Origin of the sequence: Rhizobium sp. SG2393 (assembly GCF_042610495.1) — a bacterium.
In the GTDB taxonomy this organism is placed as follows: Bacteria; Pseudomonadota; Alphaproteobacteria; order Rhizobiales; family Rhizobiaceae; genus RU20A.
Genome location: NZ_JBHGAP010000008.1, coordinates 126,403 through 152,363, shown reverse-complemented (window position 1 = coordinate 152,363; position 25,961 = coordinate 126,403). Strand labels below are relative to the sequence as shown.

The 25,961-nt window shown below is 63.0% G+C and carries 29 protein-coding genes; 23 read left to right on the top strand and 6 right to left on the bottom strand.

Translation table 11 applies throughout. From position 1 onward, the window contains the following. Positions 1-2: 2 nt before the first annotated feature. Positions 3-752, top strand: a complete 750-nt coding sequence (visR, locus tag ACED18_RS16265) for a transcriptional regulator VisR (RefSeq protein ID WP_377294115.1) — start codon at positions 3-5, stop codon at positions 750-752. Between the two features lie 237 nt (positions 753-989). On the opposite strand, the gene ACED18_RS16260 is transcribed toward visR, so the two are convergent. The 6 genes from ACED18_RS16260 to motA form a co-directional block, all read right to left on the bottom strand. Further along, positions 990-1,424: a hypothetical protein gene (locus ACED18_RS16260; RefSeq protein WP_377294222.1), complete on the bottom strand. Its 435-nt coding sequence runs from the start codon at positions 1,422-1,424 to the stop codon at positions 990-992. Further along, complete coding sequence (gene flhB / locus ACED18_RS16255) at positions 1,424-2,503, bottom strand: flagellar biosynthesis protein FlhB (RefSeq protein WP_377294113.1); 1,080 nt, start codon at positions 2,501-2,503, stop codon at positions 1,424-1,426. Before flhB ends, ACED18_RS16260 begins: the two co-directional genes overlap by 1 nt. 334 nt (positions 2,504-2,837) lie before the next feature. After that, complete coding sequence (gene fliG, locus ACED18_RS16250; protein WP_377294111.1) at positions 2,838-3,875, bottom strand: flagellar motor switch protein FliG; 1,038 nt, start codon at positions 3,873-3,875, stop codon at positions 2,838-2,840. Between the two features lie 26 nt (positions 3,876-3,901). Continuing rightward, positions 3,902-4,528 (bottom strand): flagellar motor switch protein FliN, encoded by a 627-nt coding sequence (gene fliN, locus ACED18_RS16245; protein ID WP_377294109.1) that lies wholly within the window; start codon positions 4,526-4,528, stop codon positions 3,902-3,904. Between the two features lie 57 nt (positions 4,529-4,585). Next, positions 4,586-5,533, bottom strand: a complete 948-nt coding sequence (locus tag ACED18_RS16240) for a FliM/FliN family flagellar motor switch protein (protein ID WP_377294107.1) — start codon at positions 5,531-5,533, stop codon at positions 4,586-4,588. Positions 5,534-5,536: 3 nt separating this feature from the next. After that, positions 5,537-6,415 (bottom strand): flagellar motor stator protein MotA, encoded by an 879-nt coding sequence (gene motA / locus ACED18_RS16235; RefSeq protein WP_377294105.1) that lies wholly within the window; start codon positions 6,413-6,415, stop codon positions 5,537-5,539. Between the two features lie 275 nt (positions 6,416-6,690). Between motA and ACED18_RS16230 the strand changes: the two genes are divergently transcribed. The 22 genes from ACED18_RS16230 to ACED18_RS16125 all read left to right on the top strand — a co-directional run bounded on the left by ACED18_RS16230 (position 6,691) and on the right by ACED18_RS16125 (position 25,864). Next, positions 6,691-7,092, top strand: a complete 402-nt coding sequence (locus ACED18_RS16230; protein ID WP_377294103.1) for a DUF1217 domain-containing protein — start codon at positions 6,691-6,693, stop codon at positions 7,090-7,092. Position 7,093: 1 nt separating this feature from the next. Further along, positions 7,094-7,819: a flagellar basal-body rod protein FlgF gene (gene flgF, locus ACED18_RS16225; RefSeq protein WP_377294100.1), complete on the top strand. Its 726-nt coding sequence runs from the start codon at positions 7,094-7,096 to the stop codon at positions 7,817-7,819. Positions 7,820-7,932: 113 nt separating this feature from the next. Next, positions 7,933-9,330: a flagellar protein export ATPase FliI gene (gene fliI, locus ACED18_RS16220; protein WP_377294098.1), complete on the top strand. Its 1,398-nt coding sequence runs from the start codon at positions 7,933-7,935 to the stop codon at positions 9,328-9,330. Next, entirely contained in the window at positions 9,327-9,902 is a 576-nt protein-coding gene (locus ACED18_RS16215) for a flagellar protein (RefSeq protein WP_377294096.1), read from the top strand. Before fliI ends, ACED18_RS16215 begins: the two co-directional genes overlap by 4 nt. A 162-nt stretch (positions 9,903-10,064) precedes the next feature. Beyond that, positions 10,065-10,448 (top strand): flagellar basal body rod protein FlgB, encoded by a 384-nt coding sequence (gene flgB / locus ACED18_RS16210; protein WP_377294094.1) that lies wholly within the window; start codon positions 10,065-10,067, stop codon positions 10,446-10,448. Between the two features lie 3 nt (positions 10,449-10,451). After that, complete coding sequence (gene flgC, locus ACED18_RS16205; RefSeq protein ID WP_377294092.1) at positions 10,452-10,868, top strand: flagellar basal body rod protein FlgC; 417 nt, start codon at positions 10,452-10,454, stop codon at positions 10,866-10,868. Further along, the gene (locus tag ACED18_RS16200) at positions 10,868-11,206 is read left to right on the top strand and encodes a flagellar hook-basal body complex protein FliE (RefSeq protein ID WP_377294090.1); all 339 of its coding nucleotides are present in this window, start codon (positions 10,868-10,870) and stop codon (positions 11,204-11,206) included. Before flgC ends, ACED18_RS16200 begins: the two co-directional genes overlap by 1 nt. A 12-nt stretch (positions 11,207-11,218) precedes the next feature. Continuing rightward, positions 11,219-12,007 (top strand): flagellar basal-body rod protein FlgG, encoded by a 789-nt coding sequence (flgG, locus tag ACED18_RS16195; RefSeq protein WP_377294088.1) that lies wholly within the window; start codon positions 11,219-11,221, stop codon positions 12,005-12,007. Positions 12,008-12,049: 42 nt separating this feature from the next. Further along, positions 12,050-12,529, top strand: coding sequence for a flagellar basal body P-ring formation chaperone FlgA (flgA, locus tag ACED18_RS16190; protein ID WP_377294220.1), 480 nt, complete (start codon positions 12,050-12,052; stop codon positions 12,527-12,529). A 59-nt stretch (positions 12,530-12,588) separates the two neighbouring features. After that, complete coding sequence (locus ACED18_RS16185) at positions 12,589-13,653, top strand: flagellar basal body P-ring protein FlgI (protein WP_377294218.1); 1,065 nt, start codon at positions 12,589-12,591, stop codon at positions 13,651-13,653. Then, positions 13,650-14,186, top strand: coding sequence for a MotE family protein (locus ACED18_RS16180; protein ID WP_377294086.1), 537 nt, complete (start codon positions 13,650-13,652; stop codon positions 14,184-14,186). The genes ACED18_RS16185 and ACED18_RS16180 overlap by 4 nt, the downstream gene beginning before the upstream one ends. Next, on the top strand, positions 14,183-14,893 hold the full coding sequence (gene flgH / locus ACED18_RS16175) for a flagellar basal body L-ring protein FlgH (protein ID WP_377294084.1): 711 nt from the start codon (positions 14,183-14,185) through the stop codon (positions 14,891-14,893). The genes ACED18_RS16180 and flgH overlap by 4 nt, the downstream gene beginning before the upstream one ends. A 94-nt stretch (positions 14,894-14,987) precedes the next feature. After that, positions 14,988-15,557 (top strand): flagellar basal body-associated FliL family protein, encoded by a 570-nt coding sequence (locus tag ACED18_RS16170; RefSeq protein WP_377294082.1) that lies wholly within the window; start codon positions 14,988-14,990, stop codon positions 15,555-15,557. Next, the gene (gene fliP, locus ACED18_RS16165) at positions 15,554-16,291 is read left to right on the top strand and encodes a flagellar type III secretion system pore protein FliP (protein ID WP_377294080.1); all 738 of its coding nucleotides are present in this window, start codon (positions 15,554-15,556) and stop codon (positions 16,289-16,291) included. The genes ACED18_RS16170 and fliP overlap by 4 nt, the downstream gene beginning before the upstream one ends. A gap of 245 nt (positions 16,292-16,536) precedes the next feature. Further along, complete coding sequence (locus ACED18_RS16160; RefSeq protein ID WP_377294078.1) at positions 16,537-17,511, top strand: flagellin; 975 nt, start codon at positions 16,537-16,539, stop codon at positions 17,509-17,511. A gap of 263 nt (positions 17,512-17,774) precedes the next feature. Next, positions 17,775-18,749: a flagellin gene (locus ACED18_RS16155; protein WP_377294076.1), complete on the top strand. Its 975-nt coding sequence runs from the start codon at positions 17,775-17,777 to the stop codon at positions 18,747-18,749. 363 nt (positions 18,750-19,112) lie between these two features. After that, a complete protein-coding gene (locus ACED18_RS16150; protein ID WP_377294074.1) occupies positions 19,113-20,078 on the top strand; it encodes a flagellin in 966 nt (321 codons plus the stop codon). A gap of 34 nt (positions 20,079-20,112) precedes the next feature. Continuing rightward, the gene (locus tag ACED18_RS16145) at positions 20,113-21,273 is read left to right on the top strand and encodes a hypothetical protein (RefSeq protein WP_377294072.1); all 1,161 of its coding nucleotides are present in this window, start codon (positions 20,113-20,115) and stop codon (positions 21,271-21,273) included. Continuing rightward, the gene (locus ACED18_RS16140) at positions 21,270-22,529 is read left to right on the top strand and encodes a MotB family protein (RefSeq protein ID WP_377294070.1); all 1,260 of its coding nucleotides are present in this window, start codon (positions 21,270-21,272) and stop codon (positions 22,527-22,529) included. Before ACED18_RS16145 ends, ACED18_RS16140 begins: the two co-directional genes overlap by 4 nt. Continuing rightward, the gene (gene motC, locus ACED18_RS16135) at positions 22,529-23,833 is read left to right on the top strand and encodes a chemotaxis protein MotC (protein ID WP_377294068.1); all 1,305 of its coding nucleotides are present in this window, start codon (positions 22,529-22,531) and stop codon (positions 23,831-23,833) included. The genes ACED18_RS16140 and motC overlap by 1 nt, the downstream gene beginning before the upstream one ends. Beyond that, a complete protein-coding gene (locus tag ACED18_RS16130; RefSeq protein ID WP_377294066.1) occupies positions 23,833-25,362 on the top strand; it encodes a flagellar hook-length control protein FliK in 1,530 nt (509 codons plus the stop codon). The genes motC and ACED18_RS16130 overlap by 1 nt, the downstream gene beginning before the upstream one ends. Next, complete coding sequence (locus ACED18_RS16125; protein ID WP_377294064.1) at positions 25,301-25,864, top strand: transglycosylase SLT domain-containing protein; 564 nt, start codon at positions 25,301-25,303, stop codon at positions 25,862-25,864. Before ACED18_RS16130 ends, ACED18_RS16125 begins: the two co-directional genes overlap by 62 nt. The last annotated feature ends 97 nt before the right edge of the window (positions 25,865-25,961 follow it).

Below are 25,961 nucleotides of genomic sequence, written 5' to 3'. Positions count from 1 at the left end.
CGATGGCGCAATCTTCCTCCGGCAAGGGCGGGGACGACCAGCGCTCCGGCGCTCGGGGCGGCAGCGGCCGCATCGGCCGGATCGAACTCTTCCAGACACGGCTGCAGGCCATGCGCAAGGGGCTCGGCGCCCGGCACTACGCTGTCTTCAGGATCGCGGGCGTTGGTGTTCCGCCGGTCCGCACCCTTGCCCTCGAGCTCAACAGCTGGGGCGAGGACGCCGAGCACGAGGCCCGGGCACTGGTCAGCCTTTTCGGCGACGATCTCGTCAGCCATATCGAAAGCTCCCTGCTGCCGGTCGTCTGGAACGGTGCGGGCGACCATCAGGTCTGCGACGTGGACGGGCTGAGCCGCTTCTTCCGACGCCTGCGCAACAGGTCGCTGCCCTGGGCCGGGCTGGCCTTCCCGGTGCGTCTCGGCAGCCAGGGCAATGGCTACGTGGTGTTTGCCGCCGAGAGCCTGGATCTCACCAGCGAGACGATCCTCAGCCTCCATGCCCGTGCCTGCCAGATCATGACGGACATGCTGTCGATGGAGGAGCGCAAGGCCCAGCCGGCCGCCGCCCTCAACGAGCGGGAGATTGCCTGCCTGCAGATGGCCGGCGACGGCCATACGAGCGAGGCGATCGCGGAGAAGATGGGACTGTCGGTCCATACGGTGAACGCCTATCTCGGTACCGCGACGACAAAGCTCAATTCGGTCAATCGTATCCAGGCCATCGCCAAGGCCATTCGTCTCGGCTTCATCGACTGACGGATCGCAAGGCGCGATTTCAGAGGCACGCTCCGGCGCTGGCACACGCTGCCAGCGCCATTTTTATGCTTCGCAGCGTCTCACGAAACAGCGCGCCGCCGCCCTTGCGTCCGGACGGCGCGAAAGCAAGGCGATAGGGCATGTCCGGTGATCTCTCGATGACCGGAGATGCTCGCAGCGACGCGGCAAGCCTGCCCGCAGGCTGCGGGAAGGCGTCTGAGCGCATGGTAGGGGATGTCAGGCGGCGCGCGCCTGCAGGAACTGTGCTTCCGCCAGGCTGCGGGCCAGGAAAGCCGTGTTCTCGTCGGGATCCGACGAAGGCTTCTGGAAGGCGATATGGGTGATTTCGAGCCCGGCGCGGTCTTTGCCGAGAACCAGCTGCACATAGGCAGTCACCCCCTGCGGCTTCAGCTCGAGGTCGAGCACGATTTCCGGCTCGACACCCCAATCGACGGTATAGTTGCCGCCGATGCCGAAGTTCACGGTGCCGGGCTGGAAATAAAGCTCCGCCGCCGAGGAGACGAGGTCAGCAAGGCTGCCGTAGGATTCAAAGCGGAGCAATGCAATAAAATCCGCCGCGTCGATCAACCGTAATTCCGTCGCGACCGGGCGGATCGCATCGGCAATGATCTTTTCGCGCTCTTCGGAATATTGGCATTTTTTCATGAGGATCAATTCACCCGTTTCTGAGGCGCCTGCGATGCGTAGATCCGGTGAATGAGTTCGGCCACGGCCTTGTAGAACACCGGTGGAATGACACTATCCACCGAGACTTGTGCAAACATGGAGCGAGCGAGCGGCGGATCCTCAAAGACGGGAATGCCGTTTTGCTCGGCGATCTCGCGGATTTTCAGCGCCACGAGGTCGGTTCCCTTGGCCACCACCATCGGCGCATCGCTTTCCTCGCGCACATAGCGCAGGGCAACCGCATAGTGGGTCGGGTTGGCAATCACCAGGGTCGCCCGTGGAACCTGGTTCATCATGCGCCGACGGGCGCGGTCGCGTTGCAGCGAGCGCAGGCGATTCTTGACGATCGGGTCACCCTGCGACTGCTTCATTTCATCCTTGACGTCCTGCTTGCTCATGCGCAGCTGCTCGTACCAGTGATGCCGCGTCCAGAAGAAGTCGACGATCCCGACGATGGCCGTCGAAAACAGGATGACGAGAATGATCTGGTTCAGATCCTTGGTGATCCGCGCAAACAGCGTCATGGGATCGGCAAACATCGCGTCGAGTGATTCGTAGAAATCGTTTTCCAGAACGAGCACGATGATGGCCGAGACGATGAGGATCTTGAACAGCGACTTGCCGAACTCGACCATGCCCGCAATGCCGTAGATGCGCTTCAGGCCCTCGATCGGCGAGATCCGTTCCAGCTTCGGCATGATTCTGTTCAGCACCAGCGTCGGCATGTTCTGCGCGACAGAAGATCCGATCCCGAACACCATCAGCAAAATGAAGACAGGCACGACGAGCGGCGCGGCCTGCCGGAAGATGTGGCCGATCAGGCCGACGACATCATTGGCATTTTCCAGCCGCCAGGCTTCCGGCTGCTCGAAAATGTCCTTCAGCCCCTCGGCAAGCGAGGTAAAGCCGGATGGCAGGAAAAAGACGAAGAAGAGATAGAGCGCGACGGTCGACGCAAAGGTCGTCAGCTCGCGCGAGAAAGGTATGTTGCCTTCCTCGATTGCATCCGAGATTCGTTTCTCGGACGGGGCTTCTGTTTTACTTTCCTTGTCGTCGTCGGCCATCGGCGACCCCGCCTCCCGCGTCGCGGGCAAAACAGCGATGGAGTCGCCGGCCCGGATACATCGATCCCATGACTGGAGCGTCTTGCCGCGGTGCCTGTTGCCGCCGTGCGCAACCTCCAGAAGCCCGGCCAGCCCTGACGTGAGGGTGGACGCTGAACAGTCTTGGACCCGGCCAGTGTCGTCTACAAGCCGAAAGCGGCGGAAGCGCGGTCAATCCCAAGGAAACTTCGCTGAAGCGGCGTCGTGTTCATCGGGCCGCGGAAAACAAAAAGCCCCGCGGCAGCAGCACGCGGGGCATTGATGGCGGGTCGTGGGTGGTGACGGAGGCGGACCGTCAGGCGGCCTGGGCCGGCGCGTCCTTTTCCTTCAGTTCGAGCTGGCCGCTGGCAGCGAGCCGGATCGCTTCCTGTGTGATGTTGCGCCGTGCGACCGCGATGTCGCGCGGATTGACGCCGGCGTCCCCGCCCTGCAGATCCTGCTCGATCATGCGGCGCTGGCGGGCGCCAAGTGCGGCCAGAACGCATTCGCGCAACTCGTTCGACGTACCCCTGAGGGCCATCGTGATGATGTCGCTGGAAATGTCGTTGAAGAGCTGAACGCGGCTGCGCTGCGGCATGTAGAGGACGTCGTCGAACAGGAAGATCTTCGGACGGACCTTCTTGACGGAGTCCTGGCTGAGCGCTTCGAGCGAGGCCAGCAGGCTGTCCACCTGGCTCTTCTCGAGCTCGTTCATGACATCGGCAACCTTTGTCGGGCCCACGGCATTGCGTTCGGCTTCCAACTGCGCGGCGAGTTCGAACACGCGCGTCTCGATGATCTGGGCGGCCTTGGGGCTGACGTCCTTGATGTTGACCGTACGGTTGATGATGTCGGGACGCATGTCTTCCGGCAGGCCGAGCAGAACCTTGGCGCCGACGCTGGAGGGCATCTGCGACAGGACATAGGCGATCGTCTGCGGATGCTCCTTGGACAGATAGTCGGACAGCGCGTTCGGATCGGTTTCCTGCAGCCGGTCCCAGACATTCTCGTCGTAGGTCTGGAAGGTGGCGCGCCGACCCAGAAGGCCGTCTACCTCGTCAGGCGTCAGGCCTTCCTCGAGGATGCTCTCGATGGCCTTGGCGTTGTCCATGAGGCCGGCGCCCTCGGTGAAGAGGTCTTCGAACTCGTTGACGATGATTTCAAGCTCGTGCGGGGGAATGGACCTGAGCGACTGCGCCGAGGCGATGATCTGCTGCAGCTCGCTCTGTGTGAAGAATTTCAGGAGTTTCCCGGCGACGCCTTTTCCCATGGCAAGAAGAACGGCGGCCGCCTTGTCGGTCTGCGACAGGGGGCGCGTGGCAAGGCCGGTATCGAAACTGTCGAAATCCATCATGGATCTCCCTGACTGCGATCAGGGCATCAGCCGCGGCCGGTACCCTTGATCTCGATGAGCTTGACGCCGAAGCGTGAATTGTCTTCTTCCAGCACCGTGATCTCTCCCCGGCCGATGACACGGCCGTTGACCATCACTTCCACCGGCTCGCCGATCTTGCGATCGAGGCCGATCGTGGCACCTTCCTGCAGTCCCATCAGGCCAGAGACCAGCATGCGGCTCGTGCCTAGCACGATCTGCACGTCGATCGGAATGTCCTTGATGAGATCGAGGTTCGACGTCATCCCGCTGCCCGGGGCAGGCGTCATGCCTGCAGAACCGGACGACATGGCTGTGTCGCCGCCGAAATCACCGCCCCCGAAGGAGCCCGCGTCGTCGAGGCCGCCCGCAGCGGGAAAATCGCTGCCGCCGAAATCGCCGCCGCCAAAATCGCTGCTGCCAGCGAAGTCGCCGCCAAAACTGTCGAGGCCGCCGGCATCGCCGCCGAATGCAGACAGGTCCGTTTCTGCGCTGGCGCTGCCGAAATCGGCACCGAAATCACCATCGGAATCCTTTTTCAGTACGCCGCGCAGATCGTCGATCGCCTGATCGAGTTCCGCGTCGCCTGCACCGAAATCGGTGTTATCCAGTGGTGATGCTTTCTTGGGTGCCATGACCGACTTATTCCAGTTGAAGCTTGCCCCAGGCATGCGCCGGGGCCACGCCTGACACTAACTCATGATATGGTTGAAAATGTCTTCATCCGAACCGTGGGTATCCTTGACCCTGACGGTGTAGCGCACCCCTGCGCGTCCGAACTCGCAGACATAGAGATCACGGCCATTGGCATTGACATCGACGCGCACATCCTGCGCATCGCGGAAAGGAATGATATCGCCGGGCTGCAGCCGGCTGATCGTGTCGAGCGACAGGCTCTCCAGCGAGATCCGCGCCTCCAGCGTCACGCTGGAGCGGCGCACCTGCTCTTCCAGCTTCTCGCTCCAGGCATTGCGCCCCTTGCGAGCCTGCACGCTTTTCGGCACCACGACCTCGGTCTTCAGGAGCGTCTGCTGGGGAACGATGACGGAAAAGACCGATAGCGTTGCGCCGATGCCGATCGTCATGCGGATGACGGCGGCATGCGGGTTGATGACGCCTTCTTCGGTCGGACGCCGCTCTTCGATATTGTAGGGCCGGCCGACAAAGGTCTCGAAACCGCCGGTCGCATTGGCGGAGGTGCGCAGCACCTCGCCGATCTTGTCGAAGACCATGGTCGCAATGTCGAGCTCGATCGCCGACAGGCGACGCGCGCGCGGCTCAGGGATGCGCTTGGGATCGGCACCCAGAAGCGCTTCCATCATGGTGATGATGATCGGGCTCTCGCAGGCGATCTGGAAATCGCTGCTCCAGTTGCGCAGCGAGGCATCCGAAATCGCCACACCGCCACCCAGATCGGCAATCAGCGTGTCGCGCAGGCCCGTCGCACAGCCGGCATAGCCGATCTTGAGCTCAAGTCCGGTCTCGCTTTGCAGGAGGTCCGGCAGGAACTCGGAAAACGCCACGCCGAAATCGGCGGCGATCTTCTCGATCACCTCGTCGTCGCCGAGCGCGCCGATCATGCGGGCAAGAAGCGTCTGGTCGAAGGGGAGGGCGCTCTGCGCTGCCGACTGCTTGCTCATCTCTTATGCCGCCTTGCTGTCGCCGCCGCCGCCGGGATTCATCATCTCCTGCTCCACGGCGTCGATGGACGGACGCTCGTAGGAGGAAATGGTCTTGCGGCCGTATTCGAGTGCAACCTGGGGAACAGAACCGTTCATATACGCCAACAAGGTCTGCTTCACGATGATATAGAGCCGATTCTGCTTCGATCGGACAGCCTTGATGTTCGCAACCAGCGGAGAAACCAGGCAGTAGGACAGGAAGATCCCCAGCATGGTGCCCACGAGGGCGGCTGCGATCTTTCCGCCGAGAACTTCCGGGGATTCGGTGATGGCGCCCATCGCCTTGATAACCCCGAGAACGGCCGCGACGATACCGATGGCCGGAAACGCGTCGCCCATGGTGACGAGCGCTTCGTAGCTCTTCATCTTGTCGTGCTCGATCGTATTGATTTCCTCGTCCATCAGCGCCTCGATCTCGTGGCTGCGGGCATTGCCGATGATGATGAGGCGCACATAGTCGCAGATGAAGGCCGTCAGGTCCTTGTTCTTCAGAACCGTCGGCGCCTGCTGGAAGATCGGGGATTCCTCGGGATTGTCGATGTGGCTTTCGATCTCGTTGCGCGACTTGGTGCGCAGATCGCGCATCAGGCAGTAGAGCACGCCGAGCGTATCGAGATAATGGCGTTCCTTCGGCACCTTGTGGGAGAAGGCCTCGCCCAGCGCCTTGCCGGCATCCTTCACCGTCTTCATCGAGTTCGCCATGACGAAGCCGCCGAGGCCGGCGCCCCCGATGATGACAAGCTCGAAGGGCTGCACGAGTACCTGAAGGTGGCCGCCCATGGCGATGTAGCCGCCGATCACGCAGCCGATTGTAAGGACGAATCCGATGATGATGTTCATGTGCCGGCACCTGCCACGATCGTGTTTGGGGACAAGAGTTACCCGCAAAGCCTTGCGTGAGGCTTAATGAAACCTTCCATGAGCACGCGCGGCCCGGATTTTCTCCGCGTCGGTCAAACAGGCTCGCGCAAGCATCGCCTGCAAAGGTGCAAGGCTAGGGGAAGCGCATGACGCGCGTCCGTCGATCGTCAAGCAGGGAATGGACCGTGGTCCGGGCACAGCGGCAGTCAGCATCGAGCGGGAAAAGCAGCGTCATCGACGTCTGGCCATCCGTCATGCGCGAGACCGAATACTACCTCGCCCATATCCGTGCCGTCGAAACGGTCGATGCGCTGATGGCCGACGCCAGGCTCTATGACTACGTGATGGCGGCCCATCACCTGGAAGAGATGGCCTACGCCCGCAATTTCATCCGCCGTCTTCTCGTCGGCGGTCTCGATGGGCCGGGTGCGCTGGCGCTGCGCTTTTCCGACTGCCGTTACGGCGACCTGATCGCCGCTTTCAATTTTGCGCTCCACGGCCCGTTCACCACCAGCCGACGCTCCGCCCTGGAAGGCGTTGTTACCCGCTACCTTCGCCGCGCGGAGGAAAAGGCGAGCCGCGCCCGTCTGGAGGAGCAGTCGCTGGTTCTTCGCCCCATCCGCCCCCATCACAAGATCCGTCTCGGAGAACGCTGACATGCAAACCGGCCTCTACGTCGCCCTGTCATCCCAGGTCGCGCTCGAACGGCGCATCAACACGCTCGCCGACAACGTGGCCAACGCCTCCACCGCCGGCTTTCGCGGCACGCAGGTCAAGTTCGACGAGGTTCTGGCCAGCACCGGCGCGACGCAAACCGCTTTCGTGTCGCCCGGCCAGGAATATCTCGATACCAATTCCGGTGGCTTCAAGCAGACGGGCAACCCGCTCGACCTGGCGATCAAGGGCGACGCCTACTTCCAGATCCAGACCCCGTCCGGCAACGCGCTGACGCGTGACGGGCGTTTCTCCATGACACCGGATGGCACGCTGATCTCCACCATGGGCTATCCCGTCCTCGATATCGGCGGCGGTCAGATCCAGCTCAACGCCAATGGCGGAGAGATCCGCATCGGCGCCGATGGTGTGATCCGGCAGGGCGAGCAGCAGGTAGCGCAGGTCGGTCTCTTCGAAGCCGACTTCTCGCGCGGCTTCACCCGTGTCCCCAACAGCGGCATCATCCCGGCGGTCGAGCCGCAGGCCGTGGTCGACAGCATGGCCGTTGGCGTGGCGCAGGGTTACACCGAAGAGTCAAACGTCAATCCGATCCAGGAAATGTCGCAGCTCATCAACATCCAGCGCGCCTTCGACAGCGTGTCCAGCCTGATGCGCGACACCGAGCAGACCTTCGGCAAGGCGATCGAGACGCTCGGAGGATCGCGCTGAGCATGATTGACCGGGCGCACAAGGCGGGATTGACCGCTCGCTTGCCGGTCCCTTTCCGGACCGCCCTTGGGGCGTGTCCGCTTCTTCCCTCCCTGTCTGGAAGGTGACAAGGCATGATGCCTGACAAACTGGAAATCCGCCCCCGCGCCACGGCGCTTCGACAGCTCGGCAGTCTCGCAGAACGCTTTGCCCGGCCGGAGACGTCGATTGCACCCGGCGGCCATGTGAAGACCATTTCGCCCGGGCACTATACGGTCACCGGCCTGTCGCGCCACGTCCGCCTCGGTGACTTCGTCGCGCACCGTTCCGCAACCGGCATCCATCTCGGGGAAGTCGTGCGCGTCGAGCCGGAAAACGTCTTCGTCTGCCCCATCGAGCCCGGCGACCCCATCGGCATCCACGACACGGTCATCCGCGTCGGCGCTTTCCGTGTCGCGCCTGATGACAGCTGGTGCGGCCGCGCCATCAATGCGCTCGGCGATCCCATCGACGGCGGCGGCCCGCTGATGAAGGGCAAGGTCGCCCGCCCCATCAACAACACCGCGCCGCCCTCCATGACGCGCCGCCGCGTCGATACCGGCTTCCGCACCGGCGTGCGTGCCATCGACATCTTCTCGCCGCTCTGCCTCGGTCAGCGTCTCGGCATCTTCGCCGGCTCGGGCGTCGGCAAATCCACGCTTCTCTCCATGCTCGCCCGCGCCGATGCCTTCGACAAGGTTGTCATCGCGCTGGTCGGCGAACGTGGCCGTGAAGTGCGCGAATTCATCGAGGATACGCTTGGAGAAAATCTCAAGAAGGCCGTTGCCGTCGTTGCGACCAGCGATGAAAGCCCGATGGTGCGCAAAATGGCCCCGCTGACGGCGGTGACGATCGCCGAGCACTACCGCGACCAGGGCGACAACGTGCTCCTTATCGTCGACAGCGTGACGCGCTTTGCCCATGCCATCCGCGAGGTCGCGACGGCATCTGGCGAACCGCCCATCGCGCGCGGCTATCCGGCTTCCGTCTTCACCGAGCTGCCCCGCCTTCTGGAGCGTGCCGGACCGGGTGCGGAGGGAACGGGTACGATCACCGCCATCATCTCCATCCTCGTCGATGGCGACAACCACAACGATCCGATCGCCGACAGCACCCGCGGTATTCTCGACGGCCACATCGTGCTGGAACGCAGTCTCGCGGAGGAGGGGCGCTACCCGCCGATCAATCCGCTCGCCTCGATTTCGCGTCTGGCCCGCAAGGCCTGGACGCCCGACCAGGAAAAGCTCGTCGCCCGCCTGAAGGCGCTGATCCACCGCTTCGAGGAGACGCGCGACCTGCGCCTCATCGGCGGCTATCGCCCCGGCGCCGATCCCGATCTCGACATGGCCATCAAGCAGGTTCCGGTCATGTACGAGGTTCTCAAGCAGACGCCCGGCGAATTGCCGGCATTCGACGCATTTACCGATCTCGCTACCGCACTGAAGGCCGCCGCGACCGGCGCTCAGCAGGGCATGAACAGACCGAGGGTATGACAGTGACCGACCACGACGCAGACGAGATCGTTCCGCAGCGCAGGCGCCGCGAGAAGACGCCGACGATCGACAAGGTCCTTGGCGTCACCGGCGTTGCGCTCGCCGCCTTCGGCACGTTCTTTCCGTGGTACGCCTTCTTCAATCAGGACAAGTTCCATCTGCCGGCCCTGTGGCAGGGCGACGTGCGCGACATGCCGGAACAGCCTGGCCCGGCCGTCGTTACCGTCTCTCCGCTTGCCATTCCCGATGCCGGCGATACGGCGCGGCAGGCGGCACGCCAGGCCGCCGTCGACCAGATCACCACGGCAACTGTTCCCGGTGGCCTCGACGGCACGGCCGCAAGACCCGGCGGCGAGCCCGATGACGGCATGGAGCAACCCTTTCCTGCGTCGAGCAGCTTTCGCCTGATGCATGTCGCCAATGGCCGGGCGCTGATCGAGGACAAGACCGGCATGTATATCGTTGCCGTCGGCGCCGTCCTGCCCGACAACAGCCGCCTTGCGACCCTTGAGGAGCGTGACGGCCAGTGGGTGATGATCACCTCCAAGGGCCAGGTCATCAAGGCCCAGTAAATTCAAATCATTATCGACCCGCCAACGGTCTTCCGTGCCCGTGCGCTCGCATGGGCGCGGCCCGCGTCCTGCTGCCTGAAAGCCCGAAAAACCCGGCATTTGCGCCAGTCCCACGCAAGTTTGTGCAGCTAGTCTCTCCATTGAAAATGATGGAGGTGCATGATGCAACCGATTCAGCTCTTCGAGCTCGCGTCCCGGCAGGCGCAATGGCTGGCAGCTCGCCAGAACGTCGTGGCCGGCAACATCGCAAACGTGAATACCCCCGGCTACAATGCGCGTGACGTCCAGCCCTTCGATACGGTGCTGAACCAGACCAATTCCATGCGCATGGCCGCCACCAATCCGCGCCACTTCACCGAATCGCCCATGGCCGCCGATGTCATCGAGACGAGCGACATGGATGCCTCCGAGGTGAAGGTCTCCGGCAACAGCGTGTCCGTCGAGGACGAACTGATGAAGTCCGGCCAGATCAAGCGCGATTACGAGCTCAATGCCGGCCTTGTGAAGGCCTTTCACCGCATGATGCTGCTGACGCTGAGGAAGTAAGCCATGGATCCGTTGTCTGCTGCTCTCAAGGTTTCCGCCTCCGGTCTGGAAGCTGAATCGACCCGCCTGCGTATCGTTTCGGAAAACATCGCCAACGCCCGTTCGACGGGTGACGCGCCCGGCGCCGATCCCTATCGCCGCAAGACGGTCAGTTTCACCTCCGAGATCGACCGCGTCAGCGGCGCCGCGCGCGTCGATGTCCAGCGTCTGGGTGAGGACGAAAGCCCCTTCATCACCGAATATGATCCGGGCAATCCGGCGGCTGACGAAAAGGGCATGGTCAAGATGCCCAACGTCAACGTGCTCGTGGAAATGGCCGACATGCGAGAAGCCAATCGCTCCTACGAGGCCAATCTGCAGACCATCAAGCAGTCGCGCGACCTGATCTCCGCGACGATCGACCTTCTGAGGGCACAATAATGTTCGACAGCATCGCCTCCATCGGCTCCGTTGGCGCGACCAAGGTCACCGACAGCGTCGCCGAAGCCAGTTCGCTCCTGCAGCCCGGCACCGCGCCCTCCAGTTCGGCCACCGGCACCGGCCAGAGCTTTGCCTCCATGCTCGGCAACATGGCCACCGATACGATCAACCAGTTGAAGACGGCAGAAACCGCCTCCATCCAGGGCATTCGCGGCGAGGCCAACACCCGCGAGGTCGTCGATGCCGTGATGAGCGCGGAACAATCGCTCCAGACCGCCATGGCCATCCGCGACAAGCTCGTGACGGCCTATCTCGACATCACCCGCATGCCGATCTGAGGAACCTGATCCATGAAGGCCCTGTCCATCGCCGCCACCGGCATGAATGCCCAGCAGCAGAACCTCGAAGTGATCGCGAACAACATCGCGAACATCAACACCACGGGCTACAAGCGCGCCCGCGCCGAGTTCTCAGACCTCATCTACCAGACCGAGCGCGCCCAGGGCGTGCCGAGCCGGGCCAATCAGGCGATCGTGCCGGAAGGCGCGCTGATCGGTCTCGGCGTCCAGACCGCCGCCGTGCGCAACCTGCATATCCAGGGCCCGCTGACCCAGACCGGCAACGATTTCGACCTCGCGCTCGTCGGCCGCGGCTGGTTCCAGATCCAGACGCCGGACGGCCAGACGGCCTATACCCGCGCCGGTGCCTTCAACACCAACGCGCAAGGCCAGCTTGTCACCCTCGACGGCTACACCGTCGTTCCGGGTGTCACCATTCCCCCGAATGCGACCTCCGTCGATGTTTCGGCCACGGGCCAGGTCATGGTCACCATCGGCAATGACACGGTGCCGCAGCAGGTCGGCCAGCTCACCATTACCAACTTCATCAACGAAGCTGGTCTCGAGCCGCAGGGTGACAACCTCTTCAAGCAGACGCCGGCGTCCGGCGATCCGATCGTCGGCGCCCCCGGCGATGCCGGCTTCGGCGAGATCAAGCAGCGCTATCTGGAAGCCTCCAACGTCGATCCGGTGAAGGAAATCACCGATCTGATCTCGGCCCAGCGCGCCTACGAAATGAATTCCAAGATCATCCAGGCCGCCGACGAGATGGCCTCCACCGTCAGCAAGAACCTGAGATAAGCGGGAGGGACGACAATGACGTCCGGTCGCATGCGCAACGCCATGGCATATTGCAAGTCCGGGGCCCGCTGGCTCGGTCTTTCCGCTCTCGCGGCGCTGGTTCTGGCCGGCCCGACGGCGCCCGCCCATGCTGGCGCCCGAACGGCCGTTATCCCCTCGCAGATCATCTATCCCGGCGAGAAGATCGACGCATCCAAGCTGGAGGAGGTCGAAGTGACCAATCCCAATGTCGTCGAAGGCTTTGCCAGCAAGATCGCCGAAGTCTCCGGCAAGGTCAGCACGCGCACGCTGCTGCCCGGCCGGGTCATCATGACCAATGCGGTGCGCGAGCCCTACGTCGTCGAGCGCGGCTCCACCGTTCAGATGGTGGTCTCCGTCGGGCTGCTGACGATCAGCGCCAAGGGCGCGCCCTTGCAGGACGCAGCCGTCGGAGACCTCATCCAGCTGCGCAACATCGATAGTGGCGTGATCGTCGCCGGCACGGTTCTGGCCGACGGCACGGTTCAGGTGGTGACGAAATGAAGCGCTTTCTTCGTGGTCTGGTGACGGTTCTCTTTGCCGCCGCGCTGACGCTGCCGGGCATGCCGGCGGCCGAGGCGATGGCGACCTCGCGCATCAAGGACATCGCCTCGCTGCAGGCCGGCCGTGACAACCAACTGATCGGCTACGGCCTTGTCGTCGGCCTTCAGGGCACAGGCGACGCCCTGCGGTCCTCGCCCTTCACCGAGCAGTCGCTGCGCGCCATGCTGCAGAACCTCGGCATTTCCACCCAAGGGGGCGAATCGCGCTCGCGCAACATCGCAGCCGTTCTCGTCACCGCCACGCTGCCGCCCTTCGCAAGCCCCGGGAGCCGAATCGATGTCACCATCGGCTCGCTCGGCGATGCCTCGTCGCTGCGCGGCGGCACGCTGGTCATGACCTCCCTGTCCGGCGCCGACGGGCAGATCTATGCCGTGGCGCAAGGCTCCGTCGTTGTCAGTGGCTTCAGCGCGCAAGGCGCCGCCGCCTCCGTCAACCAGGGTGTGACGACGGCCGGCCGCGTGCCGAACGGCGCGATCATCGAGCGCGATCTGCCCGCCAAGTTCAAGGATGGCGTCAACCTCGTTCTCCAGCTTCGCAATCCCGACTTCTCGACGGCAATCGCGATGCAACAGGTCATCAACAAATACGCCTCCGAGCGTTTTGGCGGCCGCATCGCGGAGGCCCGCGACAGCCAGAGCGTGCTGATCGAGAAGCCGAAGATGGCCGATCTGACGCAACTGATGGCGGAGATCGAAAACCTCGTCGTGCAGACCGACGTGCCGGCCCGCGTGGTCATCAACGAGCGCACCGGCACCATCGTCATCGGCCAGGATGTGCGCATCGCCCCGGTTGCCGTGAGCTACGGCACGCTGACGGTGCAGGTCACGGAAAACCCCGAAGTCGTCCAGCCCGCGCCCTTCTCGCGCGGCCAGACGGCCGTGGAGGACAACACCACCATCAAGGCGGTTGCCGACGGCGGAACGGTTGCGATGCTTGAAGGATCAAGCCTGCGCCAGCTCGTCACGGGCCTCAATTCCATCGGCGTCAAGCCCGACGGCGTGATCTCCATTCTCCAGAGCATCAAGACGGCCGGGGCCCTTCAGGCGGAGCTTGTTCTGCAATGACCGATTTTCGCACGCCCTCCGCCCCCGCGACGCGCAAGGGCGCACTCGCAGCGCTCGCCCTTCTGGCACTCGCCATCCCCGGCGCTTTCGCCCAGGAAGTCGCCGCACCCGCGACTGCCGACCCGACCAGCAGCGAAATCCAGAAGTTCTGCACCAACATTGCGGATGCAGCGCGTGACCAGCGCTACCTCTTGCAGAAGAAGGAGCTCGCCGACCTCCAGTCCAAGGTCGACGAACGCATCGCCATTCTCGAACAGCGCAAGGCCGAATACGAAGACTGGCTGAAGCGGCGCAACGACTTCCTTCAGCAGGCAGAAGCCGGCCTTGTCGGCATCTACAAGACCATGAAGCCGGATGCAGCCGCCGGCAAGCTCGAACTGGTCGCCCCGGAAATCGCCGCTGCCATCCTGATGAAGCTGCCGCCGCGTCAGTCGAGCCTGATCCTCAGTGAAATGAAGAACGAGAAGGCCGCCAAGCTCACCGATCTTATTTCGGCCGCCAGCGACCCGAACACATCGAAGGAACCGTCATGATCTATCGTCTCTCGCTGCTCGCCGCCGTCGCGGTCCTCGCCGGCTGCCAGAGCAAGACCTTCGAGGAAATCGGACGCGCCCCCTCGATGAGCCCGATCGGCAGTGGCCTGCAATATGCCCAGACCCCGCAGATGGCCATGTATCCGAAGCAGCCGACGACCATGTCGAGCGGCTATTCGCTCTGGTCCGACAGCCAGGCGGCGCTGTTCAAGGACGCGCGCGCGCTGAAGGTCGGCGACATCATGACGGTCGATATCCAGATCAACGACAAGGCCTCCTTCGACAACAAGACCGACCGCAGCCGCCAGAACAGCAGCGGCTTCAATATCGGCGCCAATGGTTCGTCCACCGGCGGCAAGTTCGGCTGGAAGGGTGGTCTGGACTACGGTTCCGACACCAAGACGCAGGGCGCCGGCACCACGGCGCGTGCCGAAAAGCTGCAGTTGCTTGTCGCCGCGGTCGTCACCGGCGTTCTCGAGAATGGCAATCTCTTGATCAGCGGCTCGCAGGAAGTGCGCGTCAACAACGAGATCCGCATCCTCAACGTCGCCGGCATCGTGCGGCCGCAGGACGTCGATGCGAAAAACATGATCTCCTACGACAAGATCGCCGAGGCCCGCATCTCCTACGGCGGACGCGGTCGCCTGTCAGAAATGCAGCAGCCGCCCTACGGCCAGCAGATCATGGACATCATCTCGCCGATCTGACGGCGGCCAGACACGCCGGTCCTTCTCGGGAGGGCCTGCACAGACACGGGTGAGGGCATGACGCGCCCCACGTCAAACGACGGGACTTGATGGCATGGCAGACGAAGAAGCCACAGAAGGCGAGGCCGCGAAGAAGAAGTCGTCCCCGATGGTGCTCATCGGCGCGGTGGTGGTCCTGACGCTGCTTGCGGCCGGCGGTGGCTGGTTCATCGGCGGCATGGTCGCACCCAAGCCCATGACCAAGGAAATGGCCGATGCCATCGAGGCGGTGAAGAAGGCCGAAGCCGAGAAGAAGGCCGCGCTCGCCGCCGGCGCGCCGGCCGATGCGCATGGCGGTGGCGAGAAGAAGGACGAGGGACTGCCGAAGCTGTCCACGGCCGCGCACGGCATTCTCCAGCTCGACCCGATCACCACCAACCTGGCCTATCCCACTGAAAACTGGATCCGCCTGGAACTGGCGCTCGCCTTCAACGGCGAACCGGACCCCAAGATCGCCGAGGCGATCCAGCAGGATATCGCCGCCTACCTGCGCACCGTTTCCCTCCAGCAGATCCAGGGGCCGCGTGGCTTCCAGTATTTGCGGGACGACATTGAAGAGCGGGTTGACCTTAGATCCGAAGGACGCGTAACGAATGTTATCTTCAGAACATTCGTCATTCAATGATTCGCGTCCTTGTCTTCATAGTCGCCATGATGGCGACCTCCGGGATCGCCGGTGCCCAAGGATTTCCGACGGATATCCTGAACGTTCCCGTTGATGGGTCGGCTGCTGCCTGGATTGTCCGCACCTTCGGGCTGCTGACGGTCCTGTCGATCGCGCCCGGCATCCTGATCATGGTGACGAGCTTCCCGCGGTTTGCGATCGCCTTTGCGATCCTTCGCTCGGGCATGGGCCTCGGCACCACGCCGTCCAACACCATCCTTGTCAGCCTTGCGCTCTTCATGACCTTCTACGTCATGTCGCCGACCTTCGACCGCGCCTGGCGCGAGGGTATCGATCCCCTGCTCGCCAACCAGATCACGGAAGCCGAGGCTCTGCCGCGCATTGCCGAACCCTTCCGTCAGTTCATGCAGGCCAATACCCGCCCGAAGGATCTGCAGCTCTTCGTCGATATCGCCCAGGAGAAGGGCCAGACGGTCGTGACCAACGATGTCGTGGACCTGCGCGCGCTCATCCCCGCCTTCATGATCTCGGAGATCCGCCGCGGCTTCGAGATCGGCTTCCTGATCCTGCTGCCGTTCCTTGTCATCGACCTGATCGTCGCCACCATCACCATGGCCATGGGCATGATGATGCTGCCGCCAACGTCGATCTCGCTGCCCTTCAAGATCCTGTTCTTCGTGCTGATCGATGGCTGGAACCTGATGGTTGGCAGCCTTGTGCGTTCTTTTAATTGAATTTTATCCATCCCGCCCGGTAAGCCCGCCTTTCTGACGGATGCGTCGCATTTGCATCGAAATGCGTCGTTCGCTTAAGCAAATGGCAAGACTTGTTTGCGAAGCTCAGACTTACATGACGGGTTTGGTTTTCTTCACCGCAAGTGAATGAAGGCCGAGAGGCATGAAGCCACTCCGCCATCACCGGTAAGTATCCAGTCCGGTATGTCCCTAACCGTGTTTTGAGTATCAGAGGGACACTCTCAATGACCAGCATCATCACCAATACCGCCGCCATGGGCGCGCTTTCCACGCTCCGCTCCATCTCCTCGCAGATGGAATCCACGCAGAACAGCATCTCCACCGGCATGCGCGTTGCGAGTGCTGCCGACAACTCTGCCTACTGGTCGATCGCAACGACCATGCGTTCGGACAACAAGGCGTTGGCGACGGTCAAGGACGCCCTGGGTCTCGGCGCTGCCAAGACCGATACCGCCTACACCGGTCTGACCGCCGCCATCGACGTGGTCTCCGAAATCAAGGCAAAGCTGGTTGCCGCCCGCGAACCGGGCGTTGACAAGACCAAGATCAACAAGGAACTGACCGAACTCACCAACCAGCTGTCTTCAACGGCTGAGTCCGCGACGTTCTCTGGTGAAAACTGGCTCTACCGCGGCAAGGCAGACCAAGCGGTCGGCACCAAGGAAATGGTTGGCTACTTCACGCGCAACTCTGCGGGTGACGTTGCTGTCGGTACGGTCTCGTTCGACGCTTCGACCTCGGTTCTCATCGACGCTGTGACGGCTGCAAACGGTCAGCTGACGAAGGCTGTCCAGGTAGAGCAGGGCTCTTCTGTCGGGACGGGCACTGCGAACGCGACCTACCACCTGGTCGCCGTTTCCGGCGGTACCGCTCCGTCGGGCTCCACTGCGATCGCCCTGACATCAACCACCTCCAACGACAACATTGAAGGCATGATCTCGGCCGTCGATGCAATGCTTTCGAAACTGACAGACGCAGCCGCCACGCTCGGCGCCACCAACAAGCGCATCTCAATGCAGGACAGCTTCGTGGCGGAGCTCGGAGACGTTATCACCAAGGGCGTTGGTCGCCTTGTGGATGCGGACATGAACGAGGAATCGACCAAGCTCAAGGCCTTGCAGACCCAGCAGCAGCTCGGCATCCAGGCCCTTTCGATCGCCAACTCGGACTCGCAGACCATCCTGCAGCTCTTCCGTTAAGAAGCGAAAGGGTTGCCGGGGAGAAACCCTCGGATCCGCACATCAAGACAGGCCGCGCCAAGATTTGGCGCGGCCTTTTTGTTTCCGACAGAATTTGTTGGCAGGCTTCAACGTTCATTAACCATGATGGTGTTTTCTATGCTCATCGAAACGACGGGTTAACCATAGATTTTAACGCGTTAGCAGGCATGAGGCTGGCCGTCGTTTCCCGGTAGCGTCCGGAATGTCCCTTCACATCGTCTGTCTAAAGGGGCAGTTTCACAATGACGAGCATCAACACCAATATCGCTGCAATGGCAGCACTTTCGACCCTGCGCACCATTGGTGCGGACATGGAAGCAACCCAGGGTCGCATCTCCTCCGGCTACCGCGTCGGCACGGCCGCAGACAACGCCGCCTACTGGTCGATCGCCACCACGATGCGGTCCGACAACAAGGCACTGTCGACCGTTCAGGACGCCCTCGGACTGGGCGCCGCCAAGACCGACACCGCCTATACCGGCATGAACAATGCCATCGACGTCATTTCCGAGATCAAGGCGAAGCTGGTCGCGGCACGCGAACCGGGCGTCGACAAGACCAAGATCAACAAGGAAGTCACCGAACTCAAGAACCAGCTGACCTCCATCGCAGAATCCGCGACGTTCTCCGGTGAAAACTGGCTCTACCGCGGCAAGGCCGATGCGGCGCTCGGCACCAAGGAAATGGTCGGGTACTTTACCCGCAACTCCGCCAATGCCGTTGCTGTCGGCACTCTGAGCTTCGATGCGGCTACCTCGGTTCTGATCGATGCCGTGTCGTCGTCCAATGGCCAACTCACCAAGGGCATCCAGGTCGAGCAGGGCACCGCGGTCGGCACGAACACGGCGAACGCAACCTACCACCTCATCGCGGTCACCGGCGGTACGGCTCCCACGGGCTCGAGCGCAGTTCAACTGACGGCCTCCACGAGCAACGACGATATCGAAGGCATGATCTCCGCCGTCGACTCGATGCTGTCCAGCCTGACGGACGCAGCCGCCACGCTCGGTGCGACCAACAAGCGCATCTCCATGCAGGATGCCTTCATGGCGGATCTGATGGACGTGATCAAGAAGGGCGTCGGTCGACTCGTCGATGCGGACATGAACGAGGAGTCGACAAAGCTGAAGGCGCTGCAAACGCAGTCGCAGCTTGGCATCCAGGCACTGTCGATCGCCAACAGCGACGGCCAGAACGTCCTGGCGCTCTTCCGTTAAGACGAGCCTGCGACCACCTCCGACGCGAGGGGAAGCACAAACGAAAAAACCGCATCCCGAAAGGGGTGCGGTTTTGGCGTTTGTGGCTCGCGGCAACGCCTCACGCGATTTGATCTGAAGCGCCGAATACTCGAAACAACGAAGAATATGTAAAGATTGTCTTTACCTTCATTGTCACGCGTTTACCGATCTTACCAAAGGACTAACGACGTTAACCATGCGTTAACCATGTCATGGTTATCTAATCGTTAAGAGCGACGGGCCGGTCCAAGGGCAAAACAGGATCGGTCGCATGATGCACACGCCCTCGCTGCCGGTGTCACTCCGGAATGTTTGGATCAACAAACATCAGGGCAAACGACGATGACCAGCATCATGACCAATTCCGCCGCCATGGCGGCTCTGCAGACACTGCGTTCCATCAACACCAACATGGAAACCACGCAAAGCCGAATCTCGTCCGGCTACCGCGTTGAAACGGCCGCGGACAATGCGGCCTACTGGTCGATCGCCACCACGATGCGGTCGGACAACAAGGCCCTCTCTACCGTTCAGGACGCTCTCGGCCTGGGTGCCGCCAAGGTCGACACGGCCTATTCGGCGATGGACAACGCGATCCAGGTCATTTCCGAGATCAAGGCGAAGCTCGTCGCCGCACGCGAACCTGGCGTCGACAAGGTCAAGATCAACAAGGAAATCACCGAACTCAAGAACCAGCTGTCTTCGTCTGCGGAGTCGGCCTCGTTCTCGGGCGAGAACTGGCTTTTCAATACCAATGCCGCCGCCCCCGGCATCAAGCAGATCGTGTCGTCGTTCAACCGCGCGACGGACGGTTCCGTCTCTGTCGCGACCCTGGACTTCGATACCTCCGAGTCCATGCTGATCGACACGTCGAATTCCAGCCGTGGCATGCTGACCAAGAGCTGGCAGGTCGATGACGGCACCACGCCCGGCACGGCGAGCGCGACCTACCATCTCATCCTGGCGTCCGGTGGTACTGCGCCGACCGGATCGAATATCGTGTCGATCAGCACGGCAACGACGAACACGGAGCTCGACGGCATGATTTCGGCCGTTGACGCCATGCTGAGCAAGCTGACGGACGCGGCCTCCACGCTCGGCGCCATCACCACCCGCATCGACATGCAGGACAGTTTTGTCGCCAATCTCATGGACGTGATCGACAAGGGCATCGGGCGATTGGTCGATGCGGATATGAACGAGGAATCGACCAGGCTCAAGGCGCTGCAGACCCAGCAGCAGCTCGGCATCCAGTCGCTGGCGATCGCGAACACCAACTCCGAGAACATCCTCAAGCTCTTCCAGTAAGACCCCTCGGGCCGCCCGGTTCGGGCGGCAGAGTTTGGCCGCGCCTCTGCCGGCCATGTCTTCGCCGGGCGCCGCAGGTCATCTGCGTCCGGCGGCCCTGCCTGAACCGCGCCGATTGCCCCGGCGCGGTTCAGCGCCATTCCCGAAAGCGCCGGAAAGCGCAGCGAGCCGGGAAGACCTGCACCAGCCGAACCTGACCCCACAGCACGGTCATGAACCGGCGCCATCATCCTCGCACAAGTTTGACCGCCTAGCCTCATTTCGCAGCCATATGACGTGGGTGCCGGCCGATATGATCATCGCGCCGCCTGCGCTTCGCCACCAGGAGGACCGTGACGGTCCTGCGGAAACGGAGCCGAAACCCAAAAGACGGACTGCCGCTGTCCGAATGCGGTTCCGGTATGAGGGTTCCTGGAGGAGCCGGCTGCTGATGCGCCGGATCAGCCGGAAGCACTCGACGCTGGCGCTACGGACGTCCGGTCGCATCCGTCTCGAGAGCGAGCGAATGACCGTCCAGCTTTCACGATATCTGAAAGATTTCAGCGCCCCGAAGGTGGATATGGCCACGCTTTCGGCGGCGCCGCGCTATTTCGCCGACAAGGACGCCAGAGCCGCTCGACTGGACATGCACGCGCAACGCCCGCAACAGCCCGAGATCGACATCGAAGCCGAGCGCCGCGCGGCCTATGAGAAGGGCCGTGCCGAGGGCCTGGCGGAGCGCAACGCGCTGCTCGCCGCCCAGCAGTCCGCCGTCTCTGCCCATGCCGCCATCCTTGAAGAGCTCGAAGCCCGTCACGCTGCGGAAAAGCAGGAATTGCTGACCCGCTTCGACCATCAGGTTGCCGCCCGCATCGATTCCCGCTTCAGCGAGCTGGGCGATACGCTCGCCGACCTTCTCCTGACGGAAACGGCCCGCGCCCTGGCGCCGATCATGGAAGAGGCGCTGATGCGCCGGGCGATCGACGACATGGCGGTCATGATCCGCCGGGCCTTTGCCGAAGGCGATTGCGGCCGCATTACGGTGCGTGGCCCGGAAACTCTTTTTGAACGGCTGCGGGACAAGATCGACGATGCCGACCTCGCATTCCGCCACGAGGAAAACGGCGACGTGGACCTGACGGTCGAGTTTGGTGATGCCGTGCTCGTGACCCGAATGAATGCCTGGGCTGAGACGGTTCGAAAGGTACTCGAATGAGCGAATCCGAAAGCCATCATCACGGCAAGAACGAGATCATCATCGTCAAGCGGCATGGCGGTCACCATGGCGGCCATCACGGCGGCGCCTGGAAGATCGCCTATGCCGACTTCATGACGGCCATGATGGCGTTCTTCCTCGTGATGTGGCTTGTCAATGCCGCCAACGAGAAGACCAAGGCCTCGATCGCCTCCTATTTCAACCCGGTTCAGCTCACCGACCAGAAGCCGTCCGAAAAGGGTTTGAAGAAGCCGGCCAAGGATGCCAAGGGCGAGCAGGACCAGGAAAAGTCCAAGATCGATGGCGAGCAGACGAAGACGGGTGGCTCCGCCAAGACAGGCGAGGAGCAGACGGCGACGTCGGGCGAGGAAACCAAGTATTCCGACGCAGACTTCTTCGAAAACCCCTACTCGGTCCTGTCGGAAATCGCCAAGGACACCGGCCAGCAGGCCAATATCAGCGCGAAAGGGGAGGGCGGCGCCCAGCAGTCCGGTCCCGCGACGGGTGCTGACGGCGGCGAGGCTTACCGCGATCCCTTCGATCCGGATTTCTGGACGAAGCAGATGCAGGTGGAAAATGCGAGCGGTTCCTCCGGCAAGCTTGCCGGTGACAGCACAGGCAAGGAACAGGCCGGCCAGCAACAGGTGGCCAAGGCCGATGCGGCCAATCCGGCCGCGGGCAAGGATGCGGCCCAGTCTGCCGCCAACCAGTCCGCGGCTAACCAGTCTGCTGCGACCCAGCCCGGTGCGGCACAGGATGCTGTGAAGCCCGTGACAGCCGAGGAGCAGAAGGCCATTGAGCTGAAGCAGGCGATCGACAAGGCACTGGGCGGGGGGCTTGCCGGCAAGCTGGCCGAGGGCCTGATCGTCACGCCCACGGAGGGCGGACTGCTTATCAGCATCAGCGAGCAGGTCGATGCTCCCATGTTTACCGTCGGCTCCGCCGTGCCCGAACGCGATATGGTGATCGCCATGGAAAAGATCGGCAAGATCCTGGCCGAGCGGCCAGGCGCGGTCGCCATTCGCGGCCACACCGATGCGCGTCCGTTCAAGAGCGGAACCTACGACAACTGGCGCCTGTCGTCTGCGCGAGCCGAAAGCGCCTACTACATGCTGGTGCGCGGCGGGCTGGACGAAAAGCGCGTGAGCCAGATCAGCGGTTTCGCCGACCGCCGTCCCCAGGTCGTGAATGACCCGCTGGCACCGGCCAATCGCCGCATCGAAATTCTCCTTCAGGATACACAGGACAAGACGTGATGTTCGCCGGGCGCCTGCGCCTCCTCCTGATCTCGGTTGCAGCCCTGCTGCCTTACGCCGGCGCGCCCGCCATGGCGGAGGAGGCGGATGATCTGCCGCCCTATCGCATGGTGCGTTCCCTGCTGGCCGTGCAGGATGGCATCGTCAGGGGGGACCAGACGGCGAGCGACATGCAGCGCTTCATGCTGGCCACCATCGACAAGCGTTTGAGGGCTGCGAAGCCGGATGTCTTCCGCGATCCGCGCAATGTCGATGCCGCGATGATCTACGCCATGAGCGGCGGCAATCCCGCGACGCTGGCCGATCTCGCCGCCCGCGACATCAACGGCTACTTCGACAACCGCCTGACCGATTCCCTGCGCCAGTACCTGAATGGCAAGGGCGCACTGACGGTGCAGACGCTGACGACGACCCTGCCCGAATACAAGAACTCCCGCATCGTGCCCTATCTCTATCTCGTGCTTGCCAATGCAAGCGCGCAGCAGGCGCCCAAGGACGCGATCCGGTATTTCGATCTGGCCCGGCTGGAATCGCCCGGCACGATCATCGAGGAATCGGCTCTTCGCCGTGGGATGATGCTGGCCATCACCGAGCAGGACACGGAGCGCTCCTTTCACTACGCGCTGATCTATGCGCGGCGCTTCCTCTCGTCGCCCTATGTAGGCCAGTTCGCCGATTCCTTCGTGGATTTCGCCGTCACCCATTACAATGCCGAGAACGAGCCCCGCATCGTCGAGATCCTCGGCTTCTTCGATCCGCCGCGGCAGAGAGAGGTCTATCTGCGCATCGCCCGCCGCGCGGCGATCAACGGGGACAGCGAATTCGCCCGCCTTGCCGCGGAGCGTGCGGCTCAGCTATCGGCAAATCCCACGGACGACGAGCCCCGGGCACTGGCCGATCTCTATTCCGGCCTTGTCAACGTGCCGACCGCCGACATCGTCAGCGCCGTCCAGCAGTTGGGCACGATCCCGGACACGGCGCTGAGCCCCGAGGACAAGGCTCTGCGCGAGGCCGCACGCGCCATGGCTGAGCAGGTGCTAAAAAAGCCAGATCTGGAAAGCCTGACGCAAGCCGCTCCCGCTAGCGTTGAGACCGAGCAGCTTCAACCCGTACCTGACGGGGCCGGCGCCAGCGACAGCCCCTTCGCGGCCACCCCGGCCGATGCCAAGGCAACGCCGGCCGCCCAGCCCGTGTCCACTGACGGCCAGAAGCCGAGCTTCGTCGATCCGCAGTTCGGGGACTACCTGTCCCAGAACCAGAGCCGGATCGATGCGATCGACGCGCTTCTGAAGAAAGAAAAGTGATGACCGGCCTCGACCAGAGCCTTCTTTCCGCCTCCACTGCAAAGCCGCCCGTTGCAAAGCCGGGCGATGGCGACCGCGGTGGATCGGGTGGGCGGTCGCAAGGCGATGCTGGTGGCTTCGATGATATTCTGGCCCGTACCGGCAACACGGCCACGCCCCAGGCAAGTGATGCGAAAGGCCGGGCCAGCGACAATGCCGACGACGCGCCGGGGCCCTCGCAAAAGCCGCTCATCGACATCCGGTTCCAGAAGCCTTCCGGTGCGGAAGACCTTGGGACAGCGGATGTGCTCTCAGACGCCGAACTGGCAGAGACGGACGGCGGCGCGATGATCCCGCACAGCGGGAGGGGCGGCAGCCCGAAGACCAGCGATCCGCGGGCGCAGGGCCGACTGTCCTTGTCTGCCGCAACCATCGCGACGGCGCGCCAGGGCGATGCGGATGGCACGGTGGGCGCCGAGGGCGCCTCTGCCAATGAACGGCCCACGAAGACGTCCTTGCACGCCGGCTCGGCGAAGCGCACCGGGGCGGAGCAGCCCGATGCCGGCATCCTGGCCGGGCCGCTTGAGGCCACGCAAGGCACGACTGAGCCGGGCGCGCCGGGGACGGCGACGCCGATCGGGCAGCTTTTCGACCTGCTCGGGATGACCGCTGCCGCAGGACAGCCGATCCCCAACGCCGGCCGGACCGCAACATCTGGCCCCGAGCGAGCGGGGATGAAGACGAAGGAGGCCGGCACGGATCTTCCCGGCCTGACGGATGGTGCTGTGACGGCGGACGATGGCACGGATGCCGTGACGCCGGCGCACCCGAAGGACAAGGAGCGCCTGTTCCGCTTCGCCCGCGCTGACGGCACCGGTGATGTGATGACCATGCGCATCGGTGGCGACGGCGGCAAGGGCGATCAGCAAACGTCGGCCCTCAAGGCTGAGCCTGTCACCGTGCTGGAAAGCCGGCGCTATCTCGGCGTGGCCCTGCCGGCCAATGCCCAAGCGGTGACGAATGCGATCGTTTCCAGCATGGACGGACAGTCCAGCCTGCTGGCATCGACCGTGCTGTCCAATCCGGATGCGTGGAACAGCGCAGGCAAGGTTCTGCATACGCTGAAGATCCAGTTGAACCCGGTCGATCTCGGCGCCGTGACGGCGACGATGCGGTTGAAGGACAATGAACTGCAGGTCGAGCTGAAGGTCGCGAGCGCGGAAGCGTTCCGGCAGCTGTCGATGGACCAGGAAGCGATGGCACGCGCCCTGCGTGACCAGGGCTTTGCCGTTGACCGCATCAGTGTCGTGCTGAGCACCGCCCCGGATACGTCATCGGGCGGTCAGCAGAATGCACAGACGGGGGGAGGAGCGGGCCAGATGGCCGGTGATTCCCAGACAAGACAACAGGCGTCCGAGGGCAGGGCGCAGGACGAGCGTCGTCAGAGCGGCCATGAGCGGGCCGCGGGCGGCGATTGGAGGATGAACAATGCGAGCGAAGGCCTGGCTGCTGCCAGCGATCGTATCCGCACTGATGATGTCTATATCTGAGGCAAAGGCTTCGGCCGGCGCCTGTGAACGTGAAATCGTCAATGCCGCTGCCAAATATGGCATCCCGGCCGGCATCCTGTATTCGGTGGGACTGACCGAAACGGGCCGGAAGGGATCGTTGCAACCCTATGCCATGAACATCGAGGGCAAGGCTTTCTTCGAAGAGAGCCCCGAGGGCGTGCTGCAGCGCTTCGCGGCCGCGCGGGCGCAAGGGGCCAAGCTCATCGATCTCGGCTGCATGCAGATCAACTACCACTTCCATGGCGAGCATTTTGCCTCGGCCGCAGAGATGCTGGATCCGCGCAAGAATGTTGAGTATGCGGCCCGCTTTCTCGCCGATCTGCATGCCCGCCATGAGACCTGGACGATGGCCGTGGCGCGCTACCACGCCGGTCCGAACAACGATCCGGCGCAGAAGCAATATGTCTGCCGGGTCATCGCCAACCTCGTGGCCACCGGCTACGGCCAGTGGACGCCCACGGCATCGAACTTCTGCCGTTAACCCGCAAAAATTGAATTAGAGATATCTTGAATGTCGCATGACGGATTGTGTCCAGAATTTGGACATTTTGCGGCATCAACTCATTTTTAACGGAGCG